26 protein-coding genes are annotated in these 26860 nt (G+C 67.7%); 11 read left to right on the top strand and 15 right to left on the bottom strand.

Annotation, left to right across the window (positions count from 1 at the left end; translation table 11 throughout):
- Window positions 1-91 precede the first annotated feature (91 nt).
- Window positions 92-1669 carry an Rqc2 family fibronectin-binding protein gene (locus HNQ08_RS16340; RefSeq protein WP_184134411.1) on the top strand — a complete coding sequence of 526 codons (1578 nt, stop codon included), beginning with the start codon at window positions 92-94 and terminating at the stop codon, window positions 1667-1669.
- Window positions 1670-1713: 44 nt separating this feature from the next.
- Here HNQ08_RS16340 and HNQ08_RS16335 read toward each other — a convergent pair whose 3' ends face one another.
- A complete protein-coding gene (locus HNQ08_RS16335; RefSeq protein WP_184134408.1) occupies window positions 1714-2523 on the bottom strand; it encodes a class I SAM-dependent methyltransferase in 810 nt (269 codons plus the stop codon).
- 41 nt (window positions 2524-2564) lie between these two features.
- Between HNQ08_RS16335 and HNQ08_RS16330 the strand changes: the two genes are divergently transcribed.
- Complete coding sequence (locus HNQ08_RS16330; RefSeq protein ID WP_184134405.1) at window positions 2565-3173, top strand: carboxymuconolactone decarboxylase family protein; 609 nt, start codon at window positions 2565-2567, stop codon at window positions 3171-3173.
- A 100-nt stretch (window positions 3174-3273) separates the two neighbouring features.
- Entirely contained in the window at window positions 3274-3960 is a 687-nt protein-coding gene (locus HNQ08_RS16325; protein ID WP_184134403.1) for a DsbA family protein, read from the top strand.
- Between the two features lie 43 nt (window positions 3961-4003).
- On the opposite strand, the gene HNQ08_RS16320 is transcribed toward HNQ08_RS16325, so the two are convergent.
- The 6 genes from HNQ08_RS16320 to HNQ08_RS16295 all read right to left on the bottom strand — a co-directional run bounded on the left by HNQ08_RS16320 (window position 4004) and on the right by HNQ08_RS16295 (window position 10041).
- Window positions 4004-5149, bottom strand: coding sequence for a GNAT family N-acetyltransferase (locus HNQ08_RS16320; protein WP_221284237.1), 1146 nt, complete (start codon window positions 5147-5149; stop codon window positions 4004-4006).
- Window positions 5149-6207 carry an agmatine deiminase family protein gene (locus HNQ08_RS16315; protein WP_184134392.1) on the bottom strand — a complete coding sequence of 353 codons (1059 nt, stop codon included), beginning with the start codon at window positions 6205-6207 and terminating at the stop codon, window positions 5149-5151. Before HNQ08_RS16315 ends, HNQ08_RS16320 begins: the two co-directional genes overlap by 1 nt.
- A 22-nt stretch (window positions 6208-6229) precedes the next feature.
- A complete protein-coding gene (gene thrC / locus HNQ08_RS16310; RefSeq protein ID WP_184134389.1) occupies window positions 6230-7663 on the bottom strand; it encodes a threonine synthase in 1434 nt (477 codons plus the stop codon).
- Between the two features lie 99 nt (window positions 7664-7762).
- Window positions 7763-8101, bottom strand: coding sequence for a hypothetical protein (locus HNQ08_RS16305; RefSeq protein ID WP_184134386.1), 339 nt, complete (start codon window positions 8099-8101; stop codon window positions 7763-7765).
- Window positions 8102-8138: 37 nt separating this feature from the next.
- Window positions 8139-8417 (bottom strand): hypothetical protein, encoded by a 279-nt coding sequence (locus HNQ08_RS16300; RefSeq protein ID WP_184134383.1) that lies wholly within the window; start codon window positions 8415-8417, stop codon window positions 8139-8141.
- 241 nt (window positions 8418-8658) lie between these two features.
- Window positions 8659-10041, bottom strand: a complete 1383-nt coding sequence (locus tag HNQ08_RS16295) for an RNB domain-containing ribonuclease (RefSeq protein WP_184134380.1) — start codon at window positions 10039-10041, stop codon at window positions 8659-8661.
- Window positions 10042-10279: 238 nt separating this feature from the next.
- On the opposite strand from HNQ08_RS16295, the gene HNQ08_RS16290 reads away from it, so the two are divergent.
- From HNQ08_RS16290 to HNQ08_RS16280, 3 genes are read left to right on the top strand one after another with little or no spacing between them, the layout of a single operon-like run.
- Window positions 10280-11143, top strand: coding sequence for a hypothetical protein (locus HNQ08_RS16290; RefSeq protein ID WP_184134368.1), 864 nt, complete (start codon window positions 10280-10282; stop codon window positions 11141-11143).
- Between the two features lie 55 nt (window positions 11144-11198).
- Window positions 11199-11573: a hypothetical protein gene (locus HNQ08_RS16285; protein WP_184134365.1), complete on the top strand. Its 375-nt coding sequence runs from the start codon at window positions 11199-11201 to the stop codon at window positions 11571-11573.
- A gap of 26 nt (window positions 11574-11599) precedes the next feature.
- The gene (locus HNQ08_RS16280) at window positions 11600-12280 is read left to right on the top strand and encodes a hypothetical protein (protein ID WP_184134362.1); all 681 of its coding nucleotides are present in this window, start codon (window positions 11600-11602) and stop codon (window positions 12278-12280) included.
- A gap of 116 nt (window positions 12281-12396) precedes the next feature.
- Here the strand turns inward: HNQ08_RS16280 and alaS are convergent, their stop codons facing one another.
- A complete protein-coding gene (gene alaS, locus HNQ08_RS16275) occupies window positions 12397-15078 on the bottom strand; it encodes an alanine--tRNA ligase (protein WP_184134360.1) in 2682 nt (893 codons plus the stop codon).
- Window positions 15079-15156: 78 nt separating this feature from the next.
- Here alaS and HNQ08_RS16270 point away from each other — a divergent pair, with 78 nt between their 5' ends.
- Window positions 15157-15627, top strand: coding sequence for an AAA family ATPase (locus tag HNQ08_RS16270; protein ID WP_184134358.1), 471 nt, complete (start codon window positions 15157-15159; stop codon window positions 15625-15627).
- Between the two features lie 37 nt (window positions 15628-15664).
- Here HNQ08_RS16270 and HNQ08_RS16265 read toward each other — a convergent pair whose 3' ends face one another.
- The 4 genes from HNQ08_RS16265 to HNQ08_RS27475 form a co-directional block, all read right to left on the bottom strand.
- Window positions 15665-17092: a hypothetical protein gene (locus tag HNQ08_RS16265; protein WP_229790151.1), complete on the bottom strand. Its 1428-nt coding sequence runs from the start codon at window positions 17090-17092 to the stop codon at window positions 15665-15667.
- A gap of 4 nt (window positions 17093-17096) precedes the next feature.
- Window positions 17097-17792, bottom strand: a complete 696-nt coding sequence (locus HNQ08_RS16260) for a VWA domain-containing protein (RefSeq protein WP_184134355.1) — start codon at window positions 17790-17792, stop codon at window positions 17097-17099.
- A gap of 105 nt (window positions 17793-17897) precedes the next feature.
- Window positions 17898-20048 (bottom strand): transglycosylase domain-containing protein, encoded by a 2151-nt coding sequence (locus HNQ08_RS16255; RefSeq protein WP_184134352.1) that lies wholly within the window; start codon window positions 20046-20048, stop codon window positions 17898-17900.
- Window positions 20049-20053: 5 nt separating this feature from the next.
- Window positions 20054-20221: a hypothetical protein gene (locus HNQ08_RS27475; protein WP_229790153.1), complete on the bottom strand. Its 168-nt coding sequence runs from the start codon at window positions 20219-20221 to the stop codon at window positions 20054-20056.
- A gap of 250 nt (window positions 20222-20471) precedes the next feature.
- Between HNQ08_RS27475 and HNQ08_RS16245 the strand changes: the two genes are divergently transcribed.
- Window positions 20472-21674: a cysteine desulfurase-like protein gene (locus tag HNQ08_RS16245; RefSeq protein WP_184134348.1), complete on the top strand. Its 1203-nt coding sequence runs from the start codon at window positions 20472-20474 to the stop codon at window positions 21672-21674.
- Window positions 21675-21735: 61 nt separating this feature from the next.
- Here the strand turns inward: HNQ08_RS16245 and pyrF are convergent, their stop codons facing one another.
- Both pyrF and HNQ08_RS16235 read right to left on the bottom strand, forming a co-directional pair.
- Window positions 21736-22560 carry an orotidine-5'-phosphate decarboxylase gene (pyrF, locus tag HNQ08_RS16240; protein WP_184134346.1) on the bottom strand — a complete coding sequence of 275 codons (825 nt, stop codon included), beginning with the start codon at window positions 22558-22560 and terminating at the stop codon, window positions 21736-21738.
- 176 nt (window positions 22561-22736) lie between these two features.
- Window positions 22737-23453 (bottom strand): 3-keto-5-aminohexanoate cleavage protein, encoded by a 717-nt coding sequence (locus HNQ08_RS16235; RefSeq protein ID WP_184134344.1) that lies wholly within the window; start codon window positions 23451-23453, stop codon window positions 22737-22739.
- A 32-nt stretch (window positions 23454-23485) separates the two neighbouring features.
- Here HNQ08_RS16235 and HNQ08_RS16230 point away from each other — a divergent pair, with 32 nt between their 5' ends.
- A complete protein-coding gene (locus tag HNQ08_RS16230; RefSeq protein WP_184134335.1) occupies window positions 23486-24340 on the top strand; it encodes a DUF1028 domain-containing protein in 855 nt (284 codons plus the stop codon).
- Window positions 24341-24391: 51 nt separating this feature from the next.
- A complete protein-coding gene (locus HNQ08_RS16225) occupies window positions 24392-24859 on the top strand; it encodes an Rrf2 family transcriptional regulator (protein ID WP_184134333.1) in 468 nt (155 codons plus the stop codon).
- Window positions 24860-24892: 33 nt separating this feature from the next.
- On the opposite strand, the gene HNQ08_RS16220 is transcribed toward HNQ08_RS16225, so the two are convergent.
- Complete coding sequence (locus HNQ08_RS16220) at window positions 24893-25549, bottom strand: hypothetical protein (RefSeq protein ID WP_229790154.1); 657 nt, start codon at window positions 25547-25549, stop codon at window positions 24893-24895.
- A 139-nt stretch (window positions 25550-25688) separates the two neighbouring features.
- Here HNQ08_RS16220 and HNQ08_RS16215 point away from each other — a divergent pair, with 139 nt between their 5' ends.
- On the top strand, window positions 25689-26858 hold the full coding sequence (locus HNQ08_RS16215) for an N-acetylmuramoyl-L-alanine amidase (RefSeq protein WP_229790155.1): 1170 nt from the start codon (window positions 25689-25691) through the stop codon (window positions 26856-26858).
- Window positions 26859-26860: the final 2 nt, after the last annotated feature.

Genomic DNA, 26860 nt, shown 5'->3' with positions numbered 1-26860 from the left:
GGAAACTGAGCCATTGTGCCGAGTTGCCCGCATTGTCCCGGCGCTAGCATGCCCGGATGACTGCCTTTCCCTATTTCTCCCGAGGTCCCACATGGAAGGGCTGATGCTGGCAAAGGTGCTGGGCGAGCTGAGCCCGCACCTCCCACTGCACACACTGGGCTGGGTCTTTCCCGATGAGACCACCGCCGCCCTGCTGCTGGACGGCCCCGGCCTCGGCGAGAGGCGCAATCTGGTGCTGGCCTACCGTCCGCCCCAGCCGGTGTTGTTCATCTCCCGCGAGCGGCTGCGCGGCGATCCCCGCAGCCCCTTCCAGCGCTTTCTGGCCGCGCGGGTGCGTGGTCAACTGCTGGCGGCCGAGCAACTCAAGCTCGACCGCGTGGTGGCGCTGCACTTCGGCGGCGAGGCCGGATTCGTGGACCAGGCCCCCACGCGGTTGCTGTTCGAGGTCACGGGCCGCAACGCCAACCTGCTGGTGCTGGAGGAGGGCGAGGGCTTCGGGGGGCGCATCGTTATGGCCGCCCGCGAGATCACCGGCAGCCGCAACCGCTTCCGCACCATCCGCAGTGGGGGCCAGTACACCCCGCCGCCGCCCTACGACAAGCTGGACCCACGCACGCTGGAGGAGGCGGAGGCGCAGTCCCTGTCCACGCTGCCGATAGGCCAGTGGCGCGAGCGCCTGGATGGACTGGGACCGCTGTTGAGCGCGGAACTGGCGCGGCGGGCGGACCTGCTGTCCACCCAGGCACCGGGGCAGGATTGGCCGCAGGCCCTGGCTGCCCTGCGTTCGCTGGTGGCCGATCCCACCGTCAGCGAGGGCGTCATGCAGGACGGCGCCCGCGAGGCCGCCCGCAGCGAGAAGGCCGCCGCACTGCGCAAAGCCCTGGCCGAACCGCTGGGCAAGCGCCTGACCCTGATCCGCAACCAGCTGGCCGACGTGTCCCGCGCCGAGGCAGGCCTGGACGCCGCCGCGATAGACCGCGAGGAAGCGGACCTGCTGATGGCCTACGCCTCCACGGTGGAACCAGGGAGCTCAAGCGCCGAACTGCCCGCCTTCGACGGCAGCGGTCCGCGCCCGGTGGCCCTTGACCCCAGCCTGAGCGCCGTGCAGAACGCTGAGAAACGTTATGGCCGTGCCCGCCGCCGCGAGGACGTGTACGAACGCCTGCTGGAGCGCGAGGAGACCCTGCGTGCCGAACTGGCCGAGGCCGAGGCGCGCGTAACGCAGCTGGAACACGCCAGCCTGGAGGAACTGGACGCGCTGGCCTCCACCCTGCAGTCCGAGCGCCCGGAGAAGAGCCAGTACGGCCTGCGCTTCACCACCCCCGGCGGTTACGAGGTGCTGGTGGGCCGCAACAACAAGGAAAATGCCACCTTGACGCACCGCATCGGGCGCAGCATGGACTACTGGTTCCACGCGCAGGGCTACCCCGGCAGCCATGTCATCGTGCGGACTGGTGGCAAGGAGCTGGCACAACCCGACATCCTGTACGCGGCCCGGCTGGCCGCCGCGCACAGCAAGGCGCGCGGTAGCAGCAACGTGGGCGTGGATTACACCCGCATCAAGTACGTCTGGAAACCCAGAGGAGCACCTGCCGGACAGGTGCATTACACCGATCAGAACACCGTGTTTGTGGACGGCACACCGCCGGAGGACGGCACCGTGGAGTAGTCCCCGATTTTCTCCAATACCTGTGCAGCCCGTCTCCCACCCCTTTATCGGGCCCGCACCCCGGAGGCCACCAGCACCGGAACCGGGACGGTCAGCGCCTCTCCGGCAAATAGCGCCTCAAGTTCGGCCAGATGCTCACTCTGAAGCCGGCGACGGATTTCAGGCGGCAATGAGGCCAGCGGCGCCCCCTCCATGCCAGCCTCGATGTCGTCCCAGCGGTGTTGCGGCGTGGGCAGCCGGTAGGGCAAGTCCCGAAGGTCCACCGTGACCTCCTCGAAGCCCGCCGCCCGCAGCAGCTCTGCCGCCGCATCCGGCGAGGGCAGGCGGCCCAGCGGCGGGAAGCCCGGATTGAAGCCCACGCCTTCCAGGGCTGTGCGCCAGCGCCCCGGCAGGTCGCCCATCAGCCCCTTGCCGAACGAGGAAAAGGCGACCCGCCCGCCCGGACGCAGCACCCGCCGCCACTCGCGCAGCGCCGCCTCCATGTCCGGCACGAAGAACAGCCCCGAGGCGCAGGCTACGCCGTCGAACGTCATGTCCACCAACGGCAGCGCCGTCGCGTCGGCCTCTACGAACGAGAGGTTGGTCTTTCCCACCACCCTGTTCCGTGCCACGGCCAGCATCCCTGGCGACAGGTCCGCGCCCACCACCTGCCCGCCCGCTCCCACCGCGTCCGCCAGCGCCAGCGCCAGCGTGCCGGTGCCGCACATCACGTCCAGCAGCGTCTCACCAGGGCGCGCCTCAAACCGCCCGGCCAGGTACCGCGCCGTCAGAGGCAGGAAGCCCATGCGGTCGTAGTGGGCCGAGAGCGTGTCGAACAGCCGGACATTCTGCGCGGTGCGTTCGTCGGGGTTCATGGTGGGTGTAGCTTAGTCCTCCTGGCGGCCTACACTGCCCCATGCCCTGGATCCAAACCGTTCCCTATCTGGAGGCCACCGGCCGCCTGAAAGTCCTGTATGACCGCGTGAAGGGGCCGGGCAACAACGTGGACAACATCATGGCGATGCACTCGCTGCGGCCCCACAGCATGGAGGGGCATATGGCGCTGTACAAGGCTGCGCTGCACCACAGCGGCAACACGCTCCCCAAGTGGTTGCTGGAAACGCTGGGGGTATGGGTCAGTTCGCTGAACAGCTGTGAATACTGTGTTGAGCACCACTTCGCCGGGCTGAAACGATTGCTCGGGGACGACGCGCGGGCGGACGCCATTCGCCGGGCGGTCGAGGCACGCGATCCCGACGCTGCCCCGCTGAGCGGGGGGCAGAGACAGGCCCTGCGCTACGCCGAGAAATTGACCCTCACCCCGTCCGCCGTCTCCGGGGCGGATGTGGAGAGCCTGCGAGAGGTGGGCTTCAGCGACGGCGAGATTCTGGAGATCAATCAGGTCACGGCCTATTTCGCCTACGCCAACCGCACAGTGCTGGGCTTGGGCTGCTCCACTGACGGCGACGTGCTGGGCCTCTCGCCCGGCGACTCGGACGATCCCGACAACTGGAACCATTCCTGACCCGACGAGGCCATGAAAGCCGTGTTGGGCTGTCGTGAGCGGACTCTCTGAGGTTGGAAGGCTGACATTCCGTGCCTGGAACGCGTGCTAGCGTCCCCGCATGACCCCATCCAGTGTTCCGTCCAACGAGGTGTTCTTCGACTTCCTGTGCCCCTATGCCTGGCGCGGCGTGGAACTGGCCCAGGTGCTGCGTCAGGCGGGCGAGCAGGGGTTCAAGCTCAGGCATTTCTCACTGGTGCAGGGCAACCACGTCGACAACGCGGGCCAGCAGGAGCCGGTGTGGTGGCTGACCGATCAACCCGGCGACGCGGGCCAGCGCGCCCAGCAAACCAGTCTGCTGGCTTTCCTGGCGGCTGGGGCAGCGGCCCGGCAGGGCGAGGAGCAGAGCTGGAACTTCACCTTGGCGCTGTTCCGCGCCGTTCACGAGGAGAAGAAGCCGATGGACGAGGACGCCGTGATGGCGGCGGCGCGGGTCGCGAAACTCGATCTGGAACAGTTTGCCGCTGACCGCAAGGACGACGCGGGCCTGCGTGCCAGCCTGCGCGCCGAGCTGGCCGAGGCCGCCGAACTGGGGGTGTTCGGCACCCCTACCTTCGTCCTGCCCGGTGGAGAAGCAGCCTACTACCGCTTCGAGAACCTGACCCGTGAGCTGGGAACGGCCCGTCAGTGGTGGAACCTGTACGGCGAGGTGCTGCACTCTGACGCAGGCATCGCCACCGTGAAACGGGCGAGGAACCGCCCGGCCAAGAAAACGGCGCCAAAGAAGCTGGCGCAGCAGACGGTCTAACGGTCATTCCCTCTTCAGCCCTCTGCTATCGCAGGGGGCCTTTTTACGGCCTCTCCAGCGCCAGGGCCTGTGCCACCTCGCCGGTGGGCCGTTTCAGCCCGCTGCGAACGTCCATGTAGTCGCGGTACAACCCGCCGAAGCTCAGCATCAGCACCGCCATGACGCCGTGATCGTCCACCTGGAGGCCCTGCAGGCGAAAACCCGCACGCAACTTGGGCAGCAGCACGGCGTTGTTGGTGGCGTGGTGGTGACTGCGAACGAGCTCATAGCCCTCTGCCCTCAGCGCGGCCAGCACGGGCGCCAGCAGACGGGTGTACACCCCCTGCCCACGGTGTGCGGGGAGCAGCGCCGTGTTGACCATGTAGGCCGTGCGGCTGTCCCACTGGCGGGAATACTGCCAGCCCACCACCTGCTCCCCGTGGCCGATCAGCCAGGCATACCGCGGATATTCGGGCGGCTCCAGCCGGGCGGGCGTCGGCCAGTTCAGGGAAACGCTGCTGTAAACGGCGTCTTCCAACCCCGAGTAGATGTCGTAATAGACCTCGTAGGGAACGCGGCGCAGCACGTAGCCCCCGCCCAGCTCGGTGTCCTGGCCCTGGCCGGCCGGCAGTGAAATGGCAGGGGGAACGGCACTTTCGGTCTGGGCTTCCGAGGGCACCCCCAGTCGCCGCGCCGTCTCGCCCTGCGCCGCCTGAAGGCCGCTGCGGACGTGCATGGCTTTGCGGTAGGTGTTGTCCAGGCTGTGCGTCAGGGCCACGTTCAGCCCGCCCTCGTACAGGTTCAAGCCCTGGATAAGGAAGCCAGCACGCAGTTTAGGAACGATCACGGCATTGTTGGTGGCGCGGTGGTGGCTCTGGACTAGGCTGTAGCCTGCCTCCCGAAAGGTGTCCAGCAACTGCGGCAGCAGGCGGGTGTATAGCCCGCGCCCCTGATGTTCGGGCAGGATTCCCGTGTCGGCCATGTACACCGTGCGCTCGTCCTTCTGTTGCGCGAAGCTCCAGCCGATCAGTTCTTCAGCCCTATAGAGGCCCCAGCTGAACGTCTCACCCAGCGGCGGCGGCGCTTTGACAGGAGGCCCGAAAGCGTACAGCGAGCCGTCGCCGAAGATCTGCCCTTGCAGTCGGTCGCAGGCGTCGCGGTAAGCCTGCAGCGAGATGGGGCGGGCGCTGTAGCCGCCGCCGAGGTCCATTATTCCCCCGTCCACACCGTCCCCACCGGCTGCTGCTGCGTCACGCAGTGGAACGAGCCGCCGCCCTCGATGATCGCGCGGCTGCTCAGGCCGATGACCTCGCGGCCCGGAAACAGCGGCGTCAGAATCTCCAGCGCGCGGGCGTCGTTGGGGTCGCCGTACTGCGGCACCACCACAAAGCCGTTGCCGATGTAGAAGTTGGCATAGGTGGGCGGCAGTCGGCCCTCCGCACCTTCCAGATACTCGGCGGGCAGGGGCAGCTCCACGATGCGGAAGGGATTGCCGTGCGCGTCGGTCATTCCTTTCAACGCCTCCAGATTGGCCGTCATGACCGCGTGGTTGGGGTCCATCTGATCCGCCTCCACGCTGGTCACGATGGTTCGCTCGTCGGCAAAGCGCGTGATGGTGTCAATGTGGCCGTCCGTATGGTCATTTTCCAGGCCCGCGCCCAGCCACAATAATTTGCTTACGCCCAGGTACTCGCGCAGCCAGTCGGCGTATTTGCCTGCGTCCAGTCCCAGATTGCGGGTGTCGGTCAGCAGGCATGAACGGGTGGTCAGCGCCACACCCGCGCCGCCGATCTCCAGCGCGCCGCCCTCCAGCACCACCGGCACATCCCAGTGGGAGGCGTTCAGGATATGGGCCACAGCTTCCGGGACACGGTCGTCCTCGGCGAAATCGAACTTGCCGCCCCAGGCATTGAAGCGCCAGTTGACGAAGGAGACGTCCCCCGGGCTGCGGGTCACGAACAGTGGGCCGTTGTCCCGGATCCACACGTCGTTCAGCGGCACGTCATGGAAGGTCACGTTGGCTCCCACCAGACGTTCGTCCGCGTCCTGACGGCTCTGCGCGTCGCGGGTCAGCAGGTGCACCGGCTCGAAGCGGGCAATCGTCCGGACCAGCCCGGCGAACTCGGCGCGCACTGCGTCCAGGTGGCCGAACCACAGGTCATCGCCGGCAGGCCAGCTCATCCAGGTGGCGGCGTGCGCTTCCCACTCGGGCGGCATGGCAAAGCCCAGGGCGCGCGGCGTGACATCGGTGGTGGAGAGGTGCTTCATGCCCCCGAGTGTAGTGCCGGGTTCAGGGTGTTGCTTGCAGCGCCTGCCCGAGCTTCTGCGCGATCCATGCTTTCAGGGGGACGGCGTTGTTTTCCATCACGGTGAAGTGGCGCGGCAATTCCTCGATGCCCTCGAAGCGTTCGGGACGCGGCGGCGTGCGGCCCACGGCCTCTTTCACGGTGTCCTCGAACTTAGCGGGCAGGGCGGTTTCCAGGCAGACCATCGGAACTCCGGCCCGCGCGTAGCGCTCGCCCACGAGCAGGCCGTCGGCAGTGTGAGGGTCAACCAGGCGCCCGAAACGCTCATCCGTGCGGCGAATGGTCTCCAGCCGGTCCGCATGACTGCTGCGCCCGCCCACGAAGCCGCTCGCCCGCACCTCGTCCCAGTGGGCCATGCCGCGCAGATCGACGGGCCGCCCGCCCCCCACCTCCGCCCACCACACGCCGGTCTGCGCGCCGTCCGCACCCGAGATCAGATACAGGTAGCGCTCGAAGTTGGAGGCCTTGCCGATGTCCATACTGGGGCTGGAGGTCTGCGCCACCTGCGCCGCCCGCCGCACGTGGTAGACTCCGGTGGAGAAGAACTCGTGCAGCACGTCATTTTCGTTGCTGGCCACCACCAGTTGCCCGATGGGCAGGCCCATGCGTTTGGCCAGATACCCGGCGAACACGTTGCCGAAGTTGCCCGACGGCACGCTGAAATCCACCTGCTGCCCAGCGGGGAGCTTCAGGGCGAAATACGCCTTGAAGTAATACACCGCCTGCGCCAGCACCCGCGCCCAGTTGATGGAATTCACGGCGCCAATCGCGTGGCGGGCCTTGAACCCGGTGTCGGCGTTGATCTCTTTTACCAGGTCCTGGCAGTCGTCGAACACGCCCTGCACGGCGATGTTGAAGATGTTCGGCTCGTGCAGGCTGAACATCTGCGCCTGCTGAAAGGCGCTCATGCGTCCGTGCGGCGAGAGCATAAAGACGTTGATGCGGGCCTTGCCCAACATGGCGTACTCCGCTGCCGATCCGGTGTCGCCCGACGTCGCCCCCAGGATGTTCAGCTCCTCATTCCGCCGCTCCAGCACGTACTCGAACACTTGCCCCAGAAATTGCATGGCGATGTCCTTGAAGGCCAGCGAGGGGCCGTTGGACAGTTCCAGCAGGAACAGCCCGGAGTTGCCCAGCGGCGTCAGCGGTGTGATGTCGGCGCTGTGGAACACGTCCGGGTGATACGTGGCCCGCAGCATGGCGCGCAGGTCCGCCTCCGGAATGTCGTCGATGTAGGGGTGCATGACCGCATAGGCCAGATCGGCGTAGTCCAGCCCGCGCAACCCTTCCAGATCGTCCGGGCTGAGGGTGGGCAGGCGTTCGGGCATGGCGAGGCCGCCGTCCGGGGCCAGTCCCATCAGCAGAACATCCGAGAAGCCCCCCAGATCACGCAGGCCGCGAGTGGACACGTACTTCATGGGGCCACTGTAGCGAGTCGGGTCTTGGAGGGACGGGCAGGAACTAGGGGAGGCAGGCTGAAGAGGTGACGCAGAGGTCGCCCCCACGTCCCGACAACTTTATTTCCCCACCTCAAAGGTCAGGCGCTGTGCGCCGCCGCCCTCCCGTCGGGTTGCCGCCCGCAGGCGGACCTCTCCGGCCGCCGTCGCCACCGGGACGCCGGGCAGGTAGACCGTGTACAGGCGCGCGGACTTTCCGTTCACGACAAACAGGCTGGCCTTCACGTTGCCCGCCATCACGCAGATGGCCTTCAGCGGGCAACGGCTGTCGTTAAAGCGCAGCAACGTGATGTTCGTACCGTTCAGCGACGCAGTTTGCCCGGCCCGCAGGGTCAGGGGGACCGCGCCGGCGGCGGGCAGCGACGCCAGGGTCAGGGTCAGCAGCAGGGTCTTGACCATGTTGTCAGTACGCAGCGCAGCGGCGGTGGGTTGCCTCCTAGCCCAGCAGCCCTGGCGGCAGTTCTTCGTTCACGCTGGCCAGAGCGCGGAACTGCGCCGCCTTGTCGCGCAGACCCATCTGCTCATAGCAGCCCGACAGCTTCAGGGCGAAGAACTGCACCGCCTGGCAGTCCTCGCGGCTCTCGGCGGCTTCCAGGCAGGCCCGGTAGTGCTGCACCGCCAAGTGATACTGGGCGGCCCCGGCGGCCTGTTCGGCGCGGCAGTGGCTCATGCGCAGGGACACGATGTCGTTCAATACCCGGCTCACGGCGGTCATGTCTGGCAGTTTAAGCAGAGGAAGGGGCGCATGAATGAAAGATGAAGCAGATTTCGGCGGATGAAATGTGCGTGTTCAACGTTGTTTTTCGTGTATGGGTTAAATGTCCCGAGTTCATTTCTGTTCTCACTGTACTGGACTGAGTATCAACAGGGCTTTCCTCAAGGGAAGTAAGTTGCTTGTGAGCTGTGGGACGTGTCGGTGCCGCCGATCACCGGGGGGGTGCAGGTGAGGTATGCCTCTAAACGGTGCGGGCGCGCATGCTCAGGGCAGGCAGATTCACGTCCACCAGCCGGACTCTCAACGTCGTGCCAACGGGCGCGGGCGTGCTCAGCGGCAGATCGTAGGCCAGTTCGGGAATCAACAGGGTGGCCTGCGGGCCACGGCGGTCCACCACCACCGCCTCCCACTCGCGCTCAGGCTGGGCGGCGGCGTAACGCAGGGTGTGGTGCTTGCGGCTCAGGCGCTCGGCCTGGCGGGTGGCGTCGGCGTTCAGGGTGGCCTGGGCGATGTGGGCGGCCACGGCCCGCCCGTCCAGCGGTTCACGGCCCGTCAGCGCGGCCCGCAGCTGCTGATGGACCACCAGATCCAGGTAGCGCCGCATGGGGCTGGTGGCCTGGGCGTACAGGTCCAGCCCCATGCCCGAATGTGGCCCAGGGGACGGCTGAAAGCGGGTGCGGGCCAGCGTCTTGCGACGGGCCCACTGCACGCCTAAACCGTCGCCCCGGACCTCGCGGCTGGGATCGGCCTGGGTGGCAAACGGCAGTGGAATGTCGTGATCGTCGGCGTAGATGGCGGCGGCCCAGCCCGCCAGGGTCATGCACTCCTGCACCACGAAACGCATCTCCGGCTTGGGCAGCGGCGTGACGGTTGCGCCGTGCTCATCGGCTTTGATCCGCACCTCGGGCAGATCGATGCTCAGCGCTCCCTCGGACTCGCGCAGTTCCTGGCTGGCGCGGGCCAGCCTCGCCAGGGTGACGAAGGGTTCCTCGCCCGCCTCCAGCCTGGCCTGCGCGCCCTGGTATGTCAGACGCGTGACCCGCACGGTGGTCAGGGCCACGTCCACGGCGTCGGCGTTGCCGTCGGCGTCCAGATCCAGCGAGATGGACAGCGCCGGCATGGTCTCGTGCAGTCCCAGCCCAGTCTTCTCGACCAGGGCGTCGGGCAGCATGCCAATCGTCTGGTCCGGCAGGTATAGGGTTGCGCCGCGTGCACGGGCTTCCAGGTCCAGCGGGCTGTCCGGCGGCACCAGAGCCGCCACGTCCGCCACATGGACCCATAGGCGGGTCAACCCGCCCTCCAGCGGTTCGATGCCCACCGCGTCGTCCGGATCACGGTTGCCCTCATCGTCGATGGCATAGGCGCCCAGATGGGTCAGGTCCAGCCGCTCTTCGGGGGCAAAGTCCGGCACGTCCAGCGTCAGGTGGCCTAGCGTCACCCCCAGACGGTCTGCGTACGGTGTTCTGGCCTCGCTCCACAGGCCCAGGCGCAGCAGCAAGGTATGGGCCGATTCCGGCGTCTCGGGGAGATTCAGTTCGCGCAGGGTGCGGCTCTTTTCCGCCTTGCCGCGCGCCAGCAACTCCACTTCGGTGCGCTGGGCAGGGGTGAGTTCGGGCAACGTCATGAGCTCAAGCATAGGGGAGTGGGGTGGCCGATGCGCGGCGACGGCATTCCCATGGCCTGACTATGGGGTTCAAACCCACTGAATAGAAGGACCTGATTTCTAACTTCATTCTGTACTGAGTTCACAATCCCTGAAAATCGCCTCCCAGACACCAGGAATCTAACCTTCGGAATCAGATGATCAATTCTGTATTGACATTCTGGTAAATCTGTGTTTCTATTCTCTCAAGGAGACGGATATGAATGAACAGCAACAGCCCGCCGAGGATTTCCGTTCGCAGGTTCAGCGTCTGGTGGCCGAAGGCAAACTCACCGCCGAGGAGGCCGCAGGGCTGCTGGAGGGCTCGCCCGTCGAGGCCGTAATGCCCGCCGAACAGGCGCACAGCGCCAGCGACGTTCCGCCGGATCTGATGCTCAAGGTCAGCGGCTACACCCTGACGGTTCTGCATGACGCCTCACTGGCCGCGCCGCATCTGAGCGCCAACGAGGACGGCATGCTGCGTCTGACCGGAACGCCAAAAGGCTGGCAGGTGCAGCGTGTGGACCACTTCCACCATGGCCACTGGGGCAACCTCAAGGCCATCCTGGCGCTGCCCTTCGCGGCACGGCATGTGCGCGCCACGGTGGAGGGCGGCAACCTGACCCTGCCCGATGTGGGCGGCGAGATGCACGCCGAGGTCAACGGCGGCAACATCCGCATGGGCCGCGCCGCGAGCCTGAAAGCCGAGGTCAACGGCGGCAACCTGACCGCAGCCGAGATGGGCGGTCCCACGCACCTGAGCGTCAATGGGGGCAACCTGTCGCTGACCGGCGCGCACAGCCTGAATGCCAGTGTCAACGGCGGCAATCTCAAGTGGGCCGGGGTGCTCTCAGGGGGCGATCACCGCCTGGAGGTCAACGCCGGAAACGCAAGTCTGCACCTGCTTCCCGGGAGCAGCCTGCGCGTGGAGGCCGACGTGACCGTGGGCGCTTTCAAGGCTGACTTTTCCACCCACAAGAGCGGCGGCTTTATGAACACGCATCACACCGGGCAGCTCGGTGGCGGCGAGGCCTTCCTGTCGTGCCGCGTGGCCGCCGGACAGGTCAAGTTGCTCACCGAATAACGGCCCGCTGCCCGCGCTGCCCAGCGCCTGATCCCGCGTCCCTGGAGGATTCAAGATGACCGTTACCTCGACTCCCCGTCCGGCCCGCATCTCGCTGTCTCCAAGTGCCCAGCGTCCACCCAGCCGTGCGGCCAGGGGCTACCGCATCGTGGCTCACCCTGTCCGACAGGTCGCCGTAGAGACCGGCACTGGGTTGCACAATCCCGAACGGCCCAGTCTCGGGCTGGCTGGCAGGCTCTGGCAGCGTCTGTGCGCGCTGTGGCAGCGCACGCCTGAGCAGTGGTACGCCCAGCACATGTCGCGGCAGGCGCGGGCGGACGGGAGCGGGCTGCGCGGCCGGGTGCTGATCTCGAGTGGGCAGGCTCATCTGGTCTCCGCTTCCGACACGTCAGGGTTCAGCCGCCGCCCCGCGCAGCCGGATCTGCCATGAACCCCGTCCCAACAAAGGATTTCCCCATGAAAGAAAAGGTCAAACGTCTTCTCGATCTGGTCCGCGCGGGCCGCCTGACCCTGGAGGATGCCGGGCCGCTGCTGGCCGCCCTGAGCACCAAGCTGGCGTTGACCGACAGTGACCGCGAACTGATCGACTCGCTGCTGAACCGTGACGAGCTGGACACCGGGCAGGTGGCTGAACACCTGCTGCTGCTGCGCGGCGTGCGAGATGTGCCGCCCGCCCCGCCCCGCCCGCCCCAGCCGTCCGGAAACTTTGGGACTGAAGGTGGTCCACGTGGGCCAGCCTGGACCTGGGACGGCGGCGCACGCCCCCGCCCGGGCAGAGGAGGAATAGAGGGTATGGTTGACCGTATCGCTGAAACTGTCGAGCGCGCCGTTGAGGGCGTGGTGGAAGGCAAGAAGCCCCAGTATGAGTACGGCTACGGGCCCGCCCGCTCCGGCTCGGCCCGTATCCTGCGCATTCAGGTGGAATCCGCGGCAGGGGACGAGTACAACGCCAATCTGCCGGTCAGCCTCGCGCCGCATCTGGAAAGGCTGATCCCGCCGCACGGCATTGCGGCGCTGGAGAGTGCAGGATTCAGCCTGGAGACCATCCAACTGCTGATCGAAGCGGATCCGCCCCCCGGCGAGCTGATTAGCGCCGAGGACAGTGCGGGCAACGAGGTCCGGATTTCCTTAAAGTGATGGAGTTTTCTTCCAGAGGACCAGGAAAGAGAGGTGGCGCTCAAGGTTTAATACCCTGAGCGCCACCTCTCTTTCCTGACTGGTGACCTGAGGCCATCACCGCCGGTGAACCGGGTTCAGAACGCCGTCTCCAGGGCTTCGAGCGCCGCCCCTGCATCCGTAATGCCCGCCTGGGCCATGTCGGGGCGCCCGCCGCCCTTGCCGCCGCCCGCCGCGGCCAGCTTGCCCACTATTTGCCCGGCATGTGCCCCACGGCCCACGGCGTCTTTGGTCGCCTTAACAACCAGTCCCTTGTCCCCGGCAATGACGACAAGATCGGCTCCGCTCTGGTCCAGCAGCGTGTCCGCCGCGCCGCGCAGTTCGTTGCCCTCGATGCCGCTCAGCTTGAGGGACGCTACCCTGAAGCCGCCCAGTTCACGCACCGGGGAAGCTGCGCCACCCCCGCCGCCCATCTGCGCCTCGGCCAGCTGACGGCGCACCGCCCCCGTCTCCTTCTCGGCAGCCTTGAGCTGGGCCTGCAGGCCAGACACGCGGCCTTCCAGACCGTCGGGGCTGGTGTTGAGCAGGGCGGACACGCGGGCCACCCCCTGAAGGCGTTCGCGCAGCCACGCGGTGGCCGCCTCGCCCGCCAGCGCCTCGATGCGGCGCACCCCGGCGGCCACGTTCTCATCGCTCAGGATCACGAACGCGCCGATATCTCCGGTGCGGCTCACGTGCGCGCCGCCGCACAGCTCCATGCTCGCCACAGCCTGTCCCTCGTAGGACACGTCGCCGCCCACGCGGACCACACGCACGGTGTCGCCGTACTTCTCGCCGAACAGGGCGGTGGCCCCTGCCGCCCGCGCCTCGGCAATCGGCATTTCCTGCCACGTCACCGGGAAGTTGGCGCTGACCCAGCGGGAAACCAGTCGCTCAACACTGGCGATCTCGTCGGCGGTCATGGCCGCGCCGTGCGAGAAGTCAAAGCGCAGGCGATCCGGGGCCACCAGTGACCCGGCCTGCCGCACCCCCGAGCCCAGCACCGCCCGGAGCGCAGCGTGCAGCAGGTGGGTGGCGGTGTGATGGCGCTGCGTCGCCTGCCGTTCGCCCGAGACCACGCTGCGCACCCTCTGGCCGGTCTTCAGTTCGCCTGCCTCGATCGCCACATCGTGCAGGAACACGCCCCCGGGGGTCTTGCGGGTGTCGCGCACGATACCGGTGCCACCGTCCCATTCCAGGCGTCCGGTGTCGCCCACCTCGCCGCCGCCCTCGGCGTAGAAGGGGGTGCGTGACAGCACCACGGTGGCTTCGTCGCCCGCCGCCAGCTGGCCCAGACGTTCGCCCCCCACCAGCAGCGCCAGCACCTCGCCGTCGGCCTCCAGCTCGTCGTAACCGACAAACTGCGTGGGCGACAGGTCTTCCAGGGCCTCCTGCGCCCCGAACAGTTCGGACTTGCCGTACTTGCTGCCCGCCCGCGCGATGTTCTGGGCGTTTTCCAGGCTCTCGGCATACCCGGCCTCGTCCACGCTGACGCCGTATTCCTCGGCAATTTCTTTGGTCAGGTCGACGGGAAAGCCGTAGGTGTCGTAGAGGATGAAGGCGTCCTCGCCGCCCAGCACTGCGCCCCTCTGCATGCCTTCCAGCAGCCCGCCGAGGCGCTGGATGCCGCCTTCCAGGGTCTTCAGGAAGCGTTCTTCCTCGCTTTGAATCGTCGCCTCTACCCGTGCCTGCTCGGTCCGCAATTCGGGGTAGGCGTCGCCCATGCTCTCCACCACCAGCGGCACGAGCTTGTACAGCGTCGGCTCTTTCAAGCCCAGCAGGTAGGCGTGGCGGGAAGCGCGGCGCAGGATCTTACGGATGACATAGCCACGCCCGGTGTTGCTCGGGGTAGAGCCGTCCGCGATGATCATGCTGACGCTGCGCACATGCTCGGCCACGACGCGGTGCGAGACGTTCTGCGGTCCCTCGTAGGGGTGGCCGGACAGCTCGACAACCCGTGCGATGATCGGGCCGAACACGTCGTTGCTGTAGAAGTCGTACACGTCCTGCACGACCGTGGCGATGCGCTCCAGGCCCATGCCGGTGTCTATGTTCTTAAAGGGCAGGTCTACCAGCGTCGGCGTGCCGTCGGAGAGGGGTTCCTGGCGGTCATACTGCGGGAACACGTTGTTCCAGATTTCCAGAAAGCGCGCGCTCTCGCGGGTCTCGGCGTAGTCGGCCCAGGTGTCGTCGCCGTACTTTGGCCCCCGGTCATAGAAGATCTCGCTGCAAGGACCGCAGGGGCCGTTCGGGCCGGCGGCAGGCGCGTCGGCGGGCCAGAAGTTCTCGTCGGCCCCGAAGCGCAGGATGTGGTCTGCGGGCAGGCCGATCTCCTGCGTCCAGATCTCATACGCTTCCTCGTCGTCCTCGTAGATGGTGGCGTACAGCTTCGATTTGTCCAGGCCCATCCATTCGGGAGCGGTCAGGAACTCCCAGGCCCAGGTCAGCGACTCGCGCTTGAAGTAGTCGCCGAACGAGAAGTTGCCCAGCATCTCCAGCAGGGAGCAGTGCCTCAGTGTGCGCCCCACGTTCTCGATGTCGCCGATTCGCAGGCACTTCTGGGCGGTGGTGACCCGCCGGGAAGTCCCCTGCTCGAATTTGGCGGGTGCGCCCATGAACTGCGCCTTGAACGGCTGCATGCCCGCCACCGTGAACAGCGTCGTGGGATCGGGGGCCACCGTGCTGTGGCTGGGCAGGCGCAGGTGGCCCTTGCTCTCAAAGAAACTGAGGAACTTCTCGCGAATCTCGGCGGTGGACAGAGTCGGGGACGGAGCAGTCATTCGGGAAGTTTAGCGCGGGGGATGGGGACTCAAGGGTGCGGGCCACCGGAGGCGGCCACCCCCGGTTAAAGTCCTGACATGACCCGAATTCTTATCACCGGCATGTCTGGCACCGGGAAATCCAGCGTGTTGCAGGAACTGGCACGTCGGGGCCACCGCACTGTGGATACCGACTCGGACGAGTGGTGCGAGTGGGTCATGGACGCGCGGGGAGCGCGCGACTGGGTGTGGCGGGAGGACCGCATGGACGGGTTGCTGGCCAGTCACGCGAATGGAGCGCTGTTCGTGGCGGGGTGCAAATCCAACCAGGGCCGCTTCTATCCCCGGTTCGACGCCGTGGTTCTGCTCAGCGCCCCTGCCGCCGTCCTGCTGGAGCGCATCGCCACCCGCAGGAACAATCCCTACGGGAAGTCGCCCCAGGAGAGAGCGCTGGTGCTGGAGCATCTGGACACTGTGGAGCCGTTGCTGCGGGCGACGGCCACGGCAGAACTCGACGCCACTCAACCGTTGTCGGTGGTGGCGGATGGGCTGGAGGCGCTGGCAGGTTGAGCCGGGGCCGCCGGCGTTCTCAACCGCCACTCTCCCTCTACAGAAAGCCGAACCGCCGCCGCTCCTGCGGGTGTCTGGCCCCGGTCAGATCCTGCGCGAAGGCTTCCAGGGCATCCTGCACGGCGCGGGCCTCGCGCACCAGCTCGGCGGCGACGCTCTGGATCTGCCCCTCGCGCTCCTGCTCCCAGTGGTTCAGGACACGCTCGTTCAGGCGGGCGTGATCGGGGCTGGTCACGTCGCGTGGGGGGGCCAGGCGATCGCGGGCCGTCTCCAGATAGCCCACATGATCGGCGGCGCGGGCCACGGCGGCGAATCTACCGTCTGCCTTCAGTTCGGCCACCCTGGCGGCCAGCCGCTCACGCTCCAGCAGGGCGCGGGCGCGTTCGCGGCCCTGGATGAACGCGGCGCCCGCCGCCATGCTGACCAGGGCCAGCGTGAACACCAGCAAAGACCAGTGCTGCGGCTCCGTGGGCGTGTCGGGTAGGGCGTTCAGATCGGTCAGCTGGCCCTGCTGCGCGGCGTTGGCGGCGATCTGCTGGGTCACGCGCAGGATGCCGTCCCAGTTCAGGTAGCCTTCCACGCCCAGATACAGCGCGGTCACGGCCAGGATGCCGCCGATGTACGCGCCGGGCCGCGCCATGCCGGGGGTGCGCGCCGCCAGCTTGGCACGGTACGCCAGCTCGTCTACCAGCCACAGCAGCAGCACGCTGAACATGATCCCGGCGGTCAGGGCGATGATGGTCATGTACAGCCGACTTTCCGGATTGAACAGCAGATTGATGCTGACCCCACTGATGATGCCCACGAAGAATTTGCTGAACACCGCGAAGGCATTGAAGACCTTCTTGCTGCCCGAACGCCCTTCCGGTGGACGCAGTGCGTGGCCCTCACGTGCCAGCTCGGCCAGCGCCTGTTCCTGATAGAACGCCTCGGCGCTATCGACGTCCACGGGCACGCCGGAACTGGTCAGCGCCTCGAAACGCTGCTGGCGCGCCCGCTCGATTTCCTCGGTGGCGCGCAGGTATTCGCGCTCCACATCGCCGCTGGCCGCGTTCATGAAATTGAGGTGGTCCTGCTGCCGCGCCCAAGAGCCGCGAACGCCCACGCCCGTCTCGGCCAGTACGCGGTTGACCGTCACGCGGGCGGTCTCGAAGTTGATGCGGTACTGCTCCACGTTCAGCCGCAGGATTCGCGCCCGCGAGGTCAGCGCGCTGCGGGCGGCCTCGTCGGGCACGAGTTGCAATTCGCCGCGCAGATCGTCCAGCAGTTCGGTGAAGTGCGCGGGCGTCAGCACCGGCAGGAACTGCTCGGCGCTCAGCGCTTCCGGGCGCGGGAGGGCGGCCCCGTAGCTGGCCAGATCAAAGGTTCCGGGGTCCACCGGGTCTGAGGGGCTGAATGACGGAACGGCTGAGGGCTCCGGCGAGGTCAGCTCCGCTTCGGGTTTGGAGAGCTTTACGTCCGACATGGCCCTACCTCCTGGCTTTCTTCACGGCGTCGGCAAAGGTGGGGTAGACGTTGTTCAGGTCATATGCGCCTGCCATCAGCACCCGCGCGTCGTCGCCCGCCTTGCCCAGCGCCCCCACGAAACCGTCCCGGATGGAGTTGCCGTTCCTGTCCTTTTCCGGGCTTAAGCCCGCGAAGAACAGTTGCCGGGTGTCCTTGCTGCCCAGCAGCTTGCCGAACACGGTTGGCAGTTTGGCGCGCCCCGCATCGTCAAGCAGGGCGCCGTCGCTGAACAGCACCACCACGCTGCCCACCCCCGCAGTTCGGGCCAAGAGCGCATTGGCCTTGCTCAGTCCGGCGGTGATGGCGCTGCCCCGTCCGGTACACGGCTGGGTCAAGGCGCCCGTGTAGCGCAGGATATCGGCCTTGCCCATCCTCGCGCCGTTCTTGGACAGGAATTTGAAGTCGGCCACCGTCTGCACGCCCTCGCAGATGCGGAGCAGGGTCAGCGTGTCGCCCGAACGCACCTGATTGAGCATGATGCTCTGCGACAGCACCCGGGCCTGATCGGCGTACTTGTAGGCGGGGTTCTTGCTGCTGCCGGTCATATCGGCGGCGATCACGAAATGCAGCGGCGGCGTGCTCAGCCCCAGCACCGTTCCAGCGCTCATGGGGGTGGGAGACAGCAGGGGCAACAGGGAGAGAAAGGGGAGAGGGGACATGGCAGGCTCCTTCGGAAGATTTGTGGTGTGGAAAAAGAGATTGGGAAGCTCAGTGGGAAGTCGGGGCAGGGCGCAGGAATGGGCGTCTCGGCGTCTTCTGGCGCCTCATCCTGGCGGCACTGGATTTCTCGGATTCAACCCCGGAATCGGCACCGCCACACCGCCCACCCGCGTGATCCCCGGCGGAACCTCTACCGTCCTGAGGTCGTGCGGCAGATCGCGCAGCAGGCCGATCTCGCGGCAGGCGGCCTGTTCGCGGTACAGGTTCACCGGCACGCTCTGGCGGCCATCGGGGTCGCCGATCCACACGGCCATCGCGTACTGCGGGGTCACGCCCGCACACCACGTGTCGTTGATGTCGTCGGTGGTGCCGGACTTCGCGCCCAGCGGCATGGCCTTGCCGCTCAGGCGCTGGAACAGGGTGGGGCGCAGGAAGGGGACGTGTCCGGCAGGGTCGTTCACCGCGCCCGTCAGCATGTCGAAGGTCTCGTAGGCCACCACCGGATCCCACAGCGGCTGGCACCCCACCCGGCGCAGGGGCAGCGGTTTGTCACCAGCTCCGTACACCTCGGCCAGCAGGTGCGGGGGGCACAGCGTGCCGCCGTTGGCGAAGCTGCTGTAGGCCGCCGCCACCGTCAGCGGTGAGGCCCGGTACGTCCCTAGCGCCGGGCTGGAGCGGTTGGCGCTGTCCTCGCTGTAATTCACGCCCGCCAGAACCTTTCGCAGGGCCGCCTCGCGCCCGGTGCCCACCTGCACGGCGACCGTGTTCAGGCTGCGGGCGTTGGCCTCGCGCACGGTCATGGCTCGGCCCAAGAAGGTGCCGGAATTGTTGCCGATGGCCTGCGAGCCGTAGCGGGTGGCCGTGTCCGTGAAGGTGCTGAACTGGTTAAGATCTCCGTCGCCGCTGCCAAATGCCGTGGCATACAGCAGCGGTTTGACCGTGCTGGCGACCGGTCTCTGGGCGTAAGCCGCCCACTGCCGCCCGGCGTCGCTGTTCTGGTTGCCTCCAGTGCTGCTGGCCAGCGCCACGATGCCGCCGCCCCGCACGTCCACCACGGCTGCGCCCTCGGCGATGCCGGGAGGACGCAGGCCAGTGGCCCCCTCACCGCTTACACGCCGCGACAGCTCTGCCTGCGCCCGCGCGTCAATGGTCAGCACCACGCGCCCCACCTTGCTGGGATTCAGGCCGGCGGCCCGCAACTCGCGCCGCACCAGTTCCTGCATGGCCCACACGGGTTCAGGCTCGTTGCGGTAGTCGGGATTGCGGGCCGCACTCACGATCCGCAGGTCGCCGCCGCTTCCGGCGTACTCGGCGCGCCACAGCCGGGGCTGCAAGGGAACGGAGGCCGCCGCCAGGTACTCGTTCTCCGAGATCAGACCGTTGGAGCGCAGGATTCGCAGGGTCAGCAGTTGCTGGGAACGCATCCAGCGAAAGCGGGCGGTGGCCGTCTCGGGCGGGGTGTCCGCCGCCACCAGATAACGTCCCGGCGCAGGCAGCAGGCCCACCAGAAAGGCACTCTGCGCCAGGTTCAGGTCTGCCGGATCCACGCCGAACACTGCCCGCGCCGCGTCGTACACGCCCTTGCGCTGGCCGATGCCGATCCACGGCAGACTGTTGACGCTCATCGCCAGCACCTCCTGCCGTCCGTAGCGCAGGGTCACCAGCGGGGCCAGCACGAACTCGGTGGCCTTGCGGGTCATCACCAGGCCCAGTCCGTGCCGGTCCGTGTCGTAGTCGAAATGCCCGGCCAGCACATTGTTCTTCAGCAACTGCATGGTCAGGGTGCTGCCACCCGAGCCACTCAGCAGGGCGCGCGGCAGGCGGCCCAGATCCACGCCCACGTGCGAGAAGAAGCGCACGTCCTCCTTCGCCACGTAGGCCAGCAGAAACGAGGGCGAGACGCCGGTCAGCGGCACGCTCAGCGATTCGCGGCATGGCACGGCGTTGGTGGTCTGGCCCTCGCGGCAATGGTCGATCACGCCCAGCGGCTGGCCGCGGCGGTCCTGCACCTCGATGGGCCGCAGTTCCGAACGCAGGTTCCACACGCGGACGAAGGCCCCGCTGCTCCACGCGCCCGCCACGCCCAGAAGCATGGTCCCCAGCGTCAATGCGCCCACGGTGGCCAGCGCCGCCCGCAGGATGCGCCGCAGGGTCCAGCGCCCCCCCGGACGCCGCACGAATGGGGTGCGTGGCCAGGGGTTGCGCCAGAAATTGAGCCTCCGCCCTGGACCGGTCTGCCTTGAAGTCACGGCCATCAGCCTCAGCGGGCCACGTCGGTCACGCCCGCCGCCGCCGAGCGGAACTGCCAGTCCCGCGCCACGCTGTTCCACAGCCCCGAAGCGCCCACCAGAATCACCAACGCCGTGCCCAGCACCGCCAGTCCCGTGACCGCCCCGGCCCAGCTCATGGCCGGACGGGGACCGCGCACGTAACGTGGCCCTGGTTTTTTTCTGGCCGGCTCTGTCCGGATTCTGTCCGGCCGCGACCCCTCCCGCGCCCCACCTGGGAGCCCCACCGACGGCAGCCCCGAAGAATAGGGGCGAGGTTTGCGGACGAAACTCATTCGTAAAAGATAGGGGGAGCGCATGAGAGGGCGCATCACACCAAAGAGTGAACAACTGGAGGTTAAAGCGGCGCGTGCAGGGGCTGAGTACCCCAGGTGGGCCTACACTCTGGGCATGACCACTGCGACACCGGCCCTGGCCCCCCGTCTCCGTGAACAGTTTCCCCCGCTCCTGGCGGGCCGGGCCTACCTAGACAATGCGGCGGGCGGCTTGCTGCCCCTGCGCGCCATCGAGGCCATCACCGCACACCTGATGCGCTACGGCGCGACGAACGCCATGCCGGGGCACCAGCCGGGGGCCGATATCCTGGCCCTCAAGCACCGTGCCCGCGCGGCCACCGCCCTGTTCCTGAATGCCCAGCCGCAAGACGTGGCCCTGGCGCAGAGTGCCACGGCCCTGGCCTTCCGCCTGTCCGCCGCCTTCGCCCGCATGTGGGGGCCGGGGGACGAGGTGATCGTGTCGGGCCTGGAACACGAGGCCAACGCCAGCCCGTGGCGCGAGCTGGAACGCGTGGGCGTGACGGTCAAGGTCTGGCACGCCCGCAAACCCGAGATGTACCTGCACGCCGACGATCTGGCAGGGTTGCTCTCGGACCGGACCCGTCTGGTGTCGGTCACGGCGACCAGCAACGCGCTAGGCGTCGCCGTGGACATTCCCGCCGTCACGGCCCAGGTGCGGGCGGCAGGTGGCTGGACGGTTGTGGACGCCGTTCACGCCGCGCCGCACACGCTGCCGGACGTGGAGGCCTGGGGCGCGGATTTCGTGATGTTCAGCCCCTACAAGGTGTTCGGCCCACACCTGGGAGCGCTGTGGATCAGCCCTGAACACCGCCCGCATCTGCCGTGGCCCAAGCTGAGTTTCGTCCCGGACGGCGACATCACGGGCATCGAGCACGGCACGCCGCAATTCGAACTGCTGGCCGGCTGGCTGGGCACGCTGGATTACCTGCGTGAGCTGGGCGACTCCGGGGAACTGACGCGGGCCGCGCTGGTGTCCGCCTATGCCCGGATTGCCGAACTGGAGAAGCCGGTGGCCGAGCGCCTGATTTCCGGGCTGGCCGCGATGGACAACGTCACCCTCTACGGGCCTCAGGACATGACCGGCCGCGTGGGGACGGCGGCCTTCCGCGTGGACGGCGAGACGCCGGAGCAGTCCGCTGCTCGGCTGACCGCCATTGGGGTGGACGTGGCCGCAGGACACTTCTACGCCGTGCAGCCGCTCAAGGATCTGGGTCTGTATCCCGAAGGCATCGTGCGCGTCAGCACTGCGCACTACACGACGCTGGACGATGTGGAGCGTCTGCTGGCCGGGATCTAGAGAAGGTCCAAAGTCTGACCGTTCCACCGCCCAGTCTCCTGGCGGTGGGACGGTCAGGTCGTTATCCCCCCAGTACCCCGTTCAGCTCGTCCCTGAAGCTCCGCGCTGCCGCCACGCTGGCCTTCACGCTCAGGCCGTCCGCGTATTGCACGCCCCGGCTGGCGCTGGCAAGGGCGCCCGTACCGCCCTCGTGAAAGGCCCCTTTCAAGTCGGCGGCGGCCCCCCCCTGTGCGCCCAGACCGGGCAGCAGCAGCAGCGAGCGCGGCATCAGCGCCCGGAAGGTGGCGAGGTCCGCCGCATGCGTTGCGCCCACCACCGCGCCTACCGTGCCGTAGGGGCCTTCCTGCGCCTGCAGGTCTGAGTCCTGGGCATTCAGGCGCTTGATCTCCACCGCCACCCGCTCGCTGACGCCGCTGCCCTGCAAGTCGACCTGACCGGGATTGCTGGTTTTCACCAGGACGAACACCGCTCCGCCGGTCTCGCGGGCCGTGTCCACGAAGGGGGTCAGCGTCTCGAAGCCCAGGAAGGGATTGACCGTCAGCGCCGCGCCCGCGTGTCGCCCGCTCAGCCACGCCTGCGCATAGGCCTGCGCCGTGCTGCCGATGTCGCCGCGCTTGGCGTCCAGCAAAACGGGCAGGCCCAGCGTGCGGGCGGCGGCGCAGACCTCCTCCAGAATGGTCATGCCCTCCACCCCCAGCGCCTCGTAAAAGGCAAACTGCGGCTTGACGCAGGCGGCGAGAGGCGCGCAGGCCTCCAGCACCTCCAGCGTATGGCTCCTGAGGTGTGCGGCGTCGCGGTAGGCGTCCCGGCGCGGATCCAGGCCCACGCACAGGCGAGTGTTCAGGCGAAGGGTGCGCTCGGTCACGGCTTGGGCGAAGGTGAGCATCGTGCGCGAGGCTAACACTTGTGGAGGTGGGAAGGAGGTCTAAAACGGGCTCTGTTTGAACGGCGCTGGGAACACCTGGGCATTCAAGCGGAGCTGAAGTGGGAAATGGGTGCTTTCAAGAGCCGGAAAAAGGGAAGCGCTGGTGGCTGTCAGGCCCTGCGGACGGCTAGGCCCCCTTACCTCAGCATTTCGCGGGCTACCCGGACCAGCTCCCCATTGTCGCCAGCGGTATCGAAGTCGCCGGGCAGCAGCAGGGTGTCTTCCAGGCCGATGCGGGCACCCAGCCCGCGCCGCGCCGCCTCGCGCAGCAGCGGCCAGGCGCTCTCGCCCAGGCCATGCAGCACGACTTGCCTGTCCAGATCCGAGGCCTCCAGCAGGCCAAACATCTCCTGCAGTTCGGCCTTGTAGTTCCTGATCGGCTGATCGGGTAGTTCCAGCAACACGCGCAGCACCTCGTCGCGCCGGGACCACGTCAGGAATGCCCTGACTGCGTCTGCCGTCCACAGGCCGGCCTCCACGCCAATCCCACGGTCCAGCAGCGCTGCGGCCAGTTCAGCCGCCCCCTCCTCGTGCCAATTGACGGAGACGAAATCGGGCCGCGCGGTCCAGGCGCGCACGGCGGCCAGCCTCGCCCCGGCGTCCGGCAGGATCCACCAGCCGCTGGACACACCCACGGGGACGCCTGGACAGGCCTCGCGTACCGCTGCCAGCGCCCCTGCCACATCCGCGTCCTCCAGGCTTTCCACCCCCGCCGCATTTCTGGGGTGAACGTGCAGGGCGTCCGCCCCAGCCTCCACCGCCTCGCGCGCCGCTGCCGCGAGCTGCTGGGGGGTCACGGGAACCTCCGGGTGTTCGTTGGGGCTTCGGTTGCCGTTCAGGGCCGCAATGAGCATGCGGACAGGCTACCGCTTGCTAGCCTCTGGGCATGACCTTTTCCATCGTGGGGCGCGACGCGGCAACGGGCGATCTGGGAGTGGCGGTGGCCAGCAAATTTCTGGCGGTGGGCGCGCTCGTCCCCTTCGTGCGGGCGGGCGTGGGCGCGGTGGCCACCCAGAGCTACGTCAATCCCAACTTCGGCCCCGATGGCTTGCGATTGCTCTCGGAGGGCCTGTCGCCGCAGGAGGTGGGCGCCCGCTTCAAGGCCGAGGACCCGGGCATCGCCCATCGCCAGTTCGGCATCGTGGGCGCGGACGGGCGAAGTGTGACCTTTACTGGCCCCGACTGCCACGCCTGGGCGGGCGGCGTCGCGGGAGCGGACGTGGCGATCCAGGGCAATATTCTGACCGGGCCGGAAGTCGTGGAGGCGATGCATGCAGGCTGGACCGCGGCGGAGGGTCAACCGTTGCCGCGTCGCCTGCTGGCCGCCCTGCGGGCTGGCGACAGCGCGGGCGGCGACAAGCGAGGCCGCCAGTCCGCCGCGCTGCTGTGCGCCGGGCCGGGCCGGGGCTACGGCGGCCTGACCGACGACTGGGTCAACCTGCGCGCCGACGATCATACCGATCCGTGCGCCGAGCTGGAGCGGCTGCTGGACATGTTCGATCTGCTGTTCGGCAGGCCCACGGAGACGCGCGAGTTGACCGAGGGGGAGTTGAACTGGCTGCGCGCGCTGCTGATCCGCCAGGGCCACGCCGTCTCATTGCCCGCTGGCCTCTGGGATGCCGATACCGAGGCCGCCGCCTGGGCGCTGTACGGCACCGAGAATCTGGAGGAGCGCTGGGTGGCCGGCGGCGGGTTCGATCCGGTGGCGCTGGCGTACCTGCGCAAGCAGTACGGGGAGTAAAAGAGAGGGCATGGAGGCTGCCCCGCTCTCATCTGCTCTAGACTCCTTCCTATGCGGCTTTCGGCCACCGACGTGTATGCCTTTCAGGCCCTGGGTTTTCTGGGGACACAGGACGCCGCGCGCTGGGTGTCCAGCGAGGAGATCAGCGAGGCCACCGGGGTCCACCGTCCGTATCTGGTGCGCATCCTGGCGGCGCTGAGCAACAAGGGCGTGGTGAAAAGCAAGAAGGGCATCGGCGGCGGCTACGCGCTGGCCCGCAAGGCCGGGCTGATCAGCCTGTGCGAGGTGGTCCGCGCCATCGACGGCCCGGTCGCGCCCCTGAGCTGCATCAGTCTCAACTGGCACGAATCCTGCCCGGAGGAGTCCAGATGCCATGTCCGCGCCACGGTCTACACCCGCATGCGCGACGCGATGCTGGGCGTGTTGCAGGAGTTCAGCGTGGCCGATCTGGTGGCCGACGCGCGCCAGGGCGTGAGTTACGGGCATTGTCTGGGGCATCTCCTCAAGCCGAACGCCTAGCCGCGCGCGGGAGCTGCCCTCACCGTGCCTGTTTTATTTCAAGTACGGGGTAAAGCGCCCCAGCGTCGCGGCGTCCGGGCTGGTCGACGAACGCACCACCTGATTCCCGCCGAAGACCAGCAGCAGGCGGCCCGCCGCGTCCGCCGAGGCGTTCAGAGTGCCCTGCTTTGCGCTGTAGGGTCCGGTCAAGACCGCCTGCATGGTGTTCAGGTCGAAGACCAGTGCTGCGCCATTCAGGGCCGGTCGGTCTGCCTTGACACCGCCCAGGGCGGTCACGAACGCGCTGCCCACATTCAGGATCACGCTTGGGGCGCTGAGGTTCTTGAAGCGGGCGTCGTTGTACGTCACGCTTCCCGTCGCGGTCACAGTGGAGGACTTGAGGTCATAGATCACCTGGGCGGCCCGCAGCGTGCCGCCCTGCTTGGTGGTCAGGACGGCGTTCTGGGCGGTCAGGGTCTTGCCGGGATTCAGGGTCATTGCCCCGGCCACCAGTTTCAGGCCGCCCTTGTTATCGGTGGCCGTGCCGCCCTGGGGCAGTTCGGTGATGCCGGTGTCCAGATTCAGGTTCTGCGGGCCACGCGGCGTGACGTTCAGGCCGCCGAAGGTGACCGCCTGGCCGCCCGTGAACGGACTGAGGGTGAGCAGGCCCAGCGTTGCGGCGGCCAGGAAAGAGGAGAAGGACAGTTTCATGCTCTCACCGTACCCGCCCCCGCCTGAGCGGCGTGAGGGGGCCAGTCAGACCTGATTCAGGAGTCGCCTTCCCCTTCCCGGCGGCGCTCTCATGGCCTTTCAACCGGCCCTGACGATGGGGGCGTTAGACTCCGGAGTAGTGATCGCTTCATCTCCTCTGTCTGTTCTGTGCCCTGCACCCCGGGGCGCTGCGTTTTCCTTCCGTTCACTGCTTCGTTTTGCGGGCCTGCTGTGGACACTGACCCTTCTTTCCCTCGCCGCCGCGGCTCCGCGCGTGGGCGCCCATGACGGCTTCACGCGGCTGGTCTTCGATTTGCCGGGCAACAGCGCCTCCAGGGTCACGGCGGCGGGCCGCAGCGTGAGCGTCAAGCTGGATGTCAAGCTCAAGGCCGAGCAGGGGGCGCTGAAGGCGGAGGGCGTCACGGCCTACGCGGTGTCGGGCGCAACGGTCACCGTGACGCTGGCAGGAGACGGCAGCGCGGCCCGGACTAAGGTCAGCGTCTTGCCCAGAAGCGGCGCGGCGGCGGCCCGGCTGGTGATCGACGTGCCCACTTCCGCCGCTGCGCTGGCGTCCCGGCCAGTCACGGCTCCGGTGGCCGCCGCCACCACAGTAGCGGCCACGGTGACCCGCCCCCGCGTGGTGCTGGACGCCGGGCACGGCGGCGTCGATCCAGGCATGACCAGCCAGTGGCTCCGGGAAAAGGATGTAACGCTGGACGTGGCCCTGCGCACCCGCGCCGAACTGCTCAAGCACGGCGTCGACGTGGTGATGGTCCGGACGGCGGACCGCGATCTCAGCGCCGACAAGCGCACCGATCTGGACGCCCGCTCGCGGCTGGCCACCACCGGCAAGGTCAGCGCGTACATCAGCATCCACGTCAACGCGGGCGGGGCATCGGCTCAGGGCATCGAAACGTATTACTTCGGGCAGCCGCTGGCGGGCAGCGACCGCAGCCGCGCCGTGCAGGAAAACGGCGGCGGCAGCGTGGGTCAGGAGCTGACCCGCAAGGCTGCCAACAGCGCCCAGGGCCTGCTGGGTGACATCGTGGCGCAGGCCAAGCTGTCGTTCTCGCGGCAACTGGCTCAGAAGGTGCAGGCGCGGCTGGTGCAGTACACCGGGGCCGTCAACCGGGGCGTGCAGACCGACGCCTTCTACGTGATCCGCAACCCCACCACCCCCGCCATCCTGACCGAGATCGGTTTCGGCAGCAGCCCAACTGAGGGGCCGCGGCTGGCGACCCCCGCCTACCGCGAGAAGATCGCGCAGGGGCTGGCGCGGGCAATCCTGGATTTTCTGAACACCAAGTAGGC

The sequence above is a fragment of the Deinococcus humi genome (genome assembly GCF_014201875.1).
GTDB lineage: Bacteria > Deinococcota > Deinococci > Deinococcales > Deinococcaceae > Deinococcus > Deinococcus humi.
This window is presented reverse-complemented; position numbering and strand designations above follow the sequence as displayed.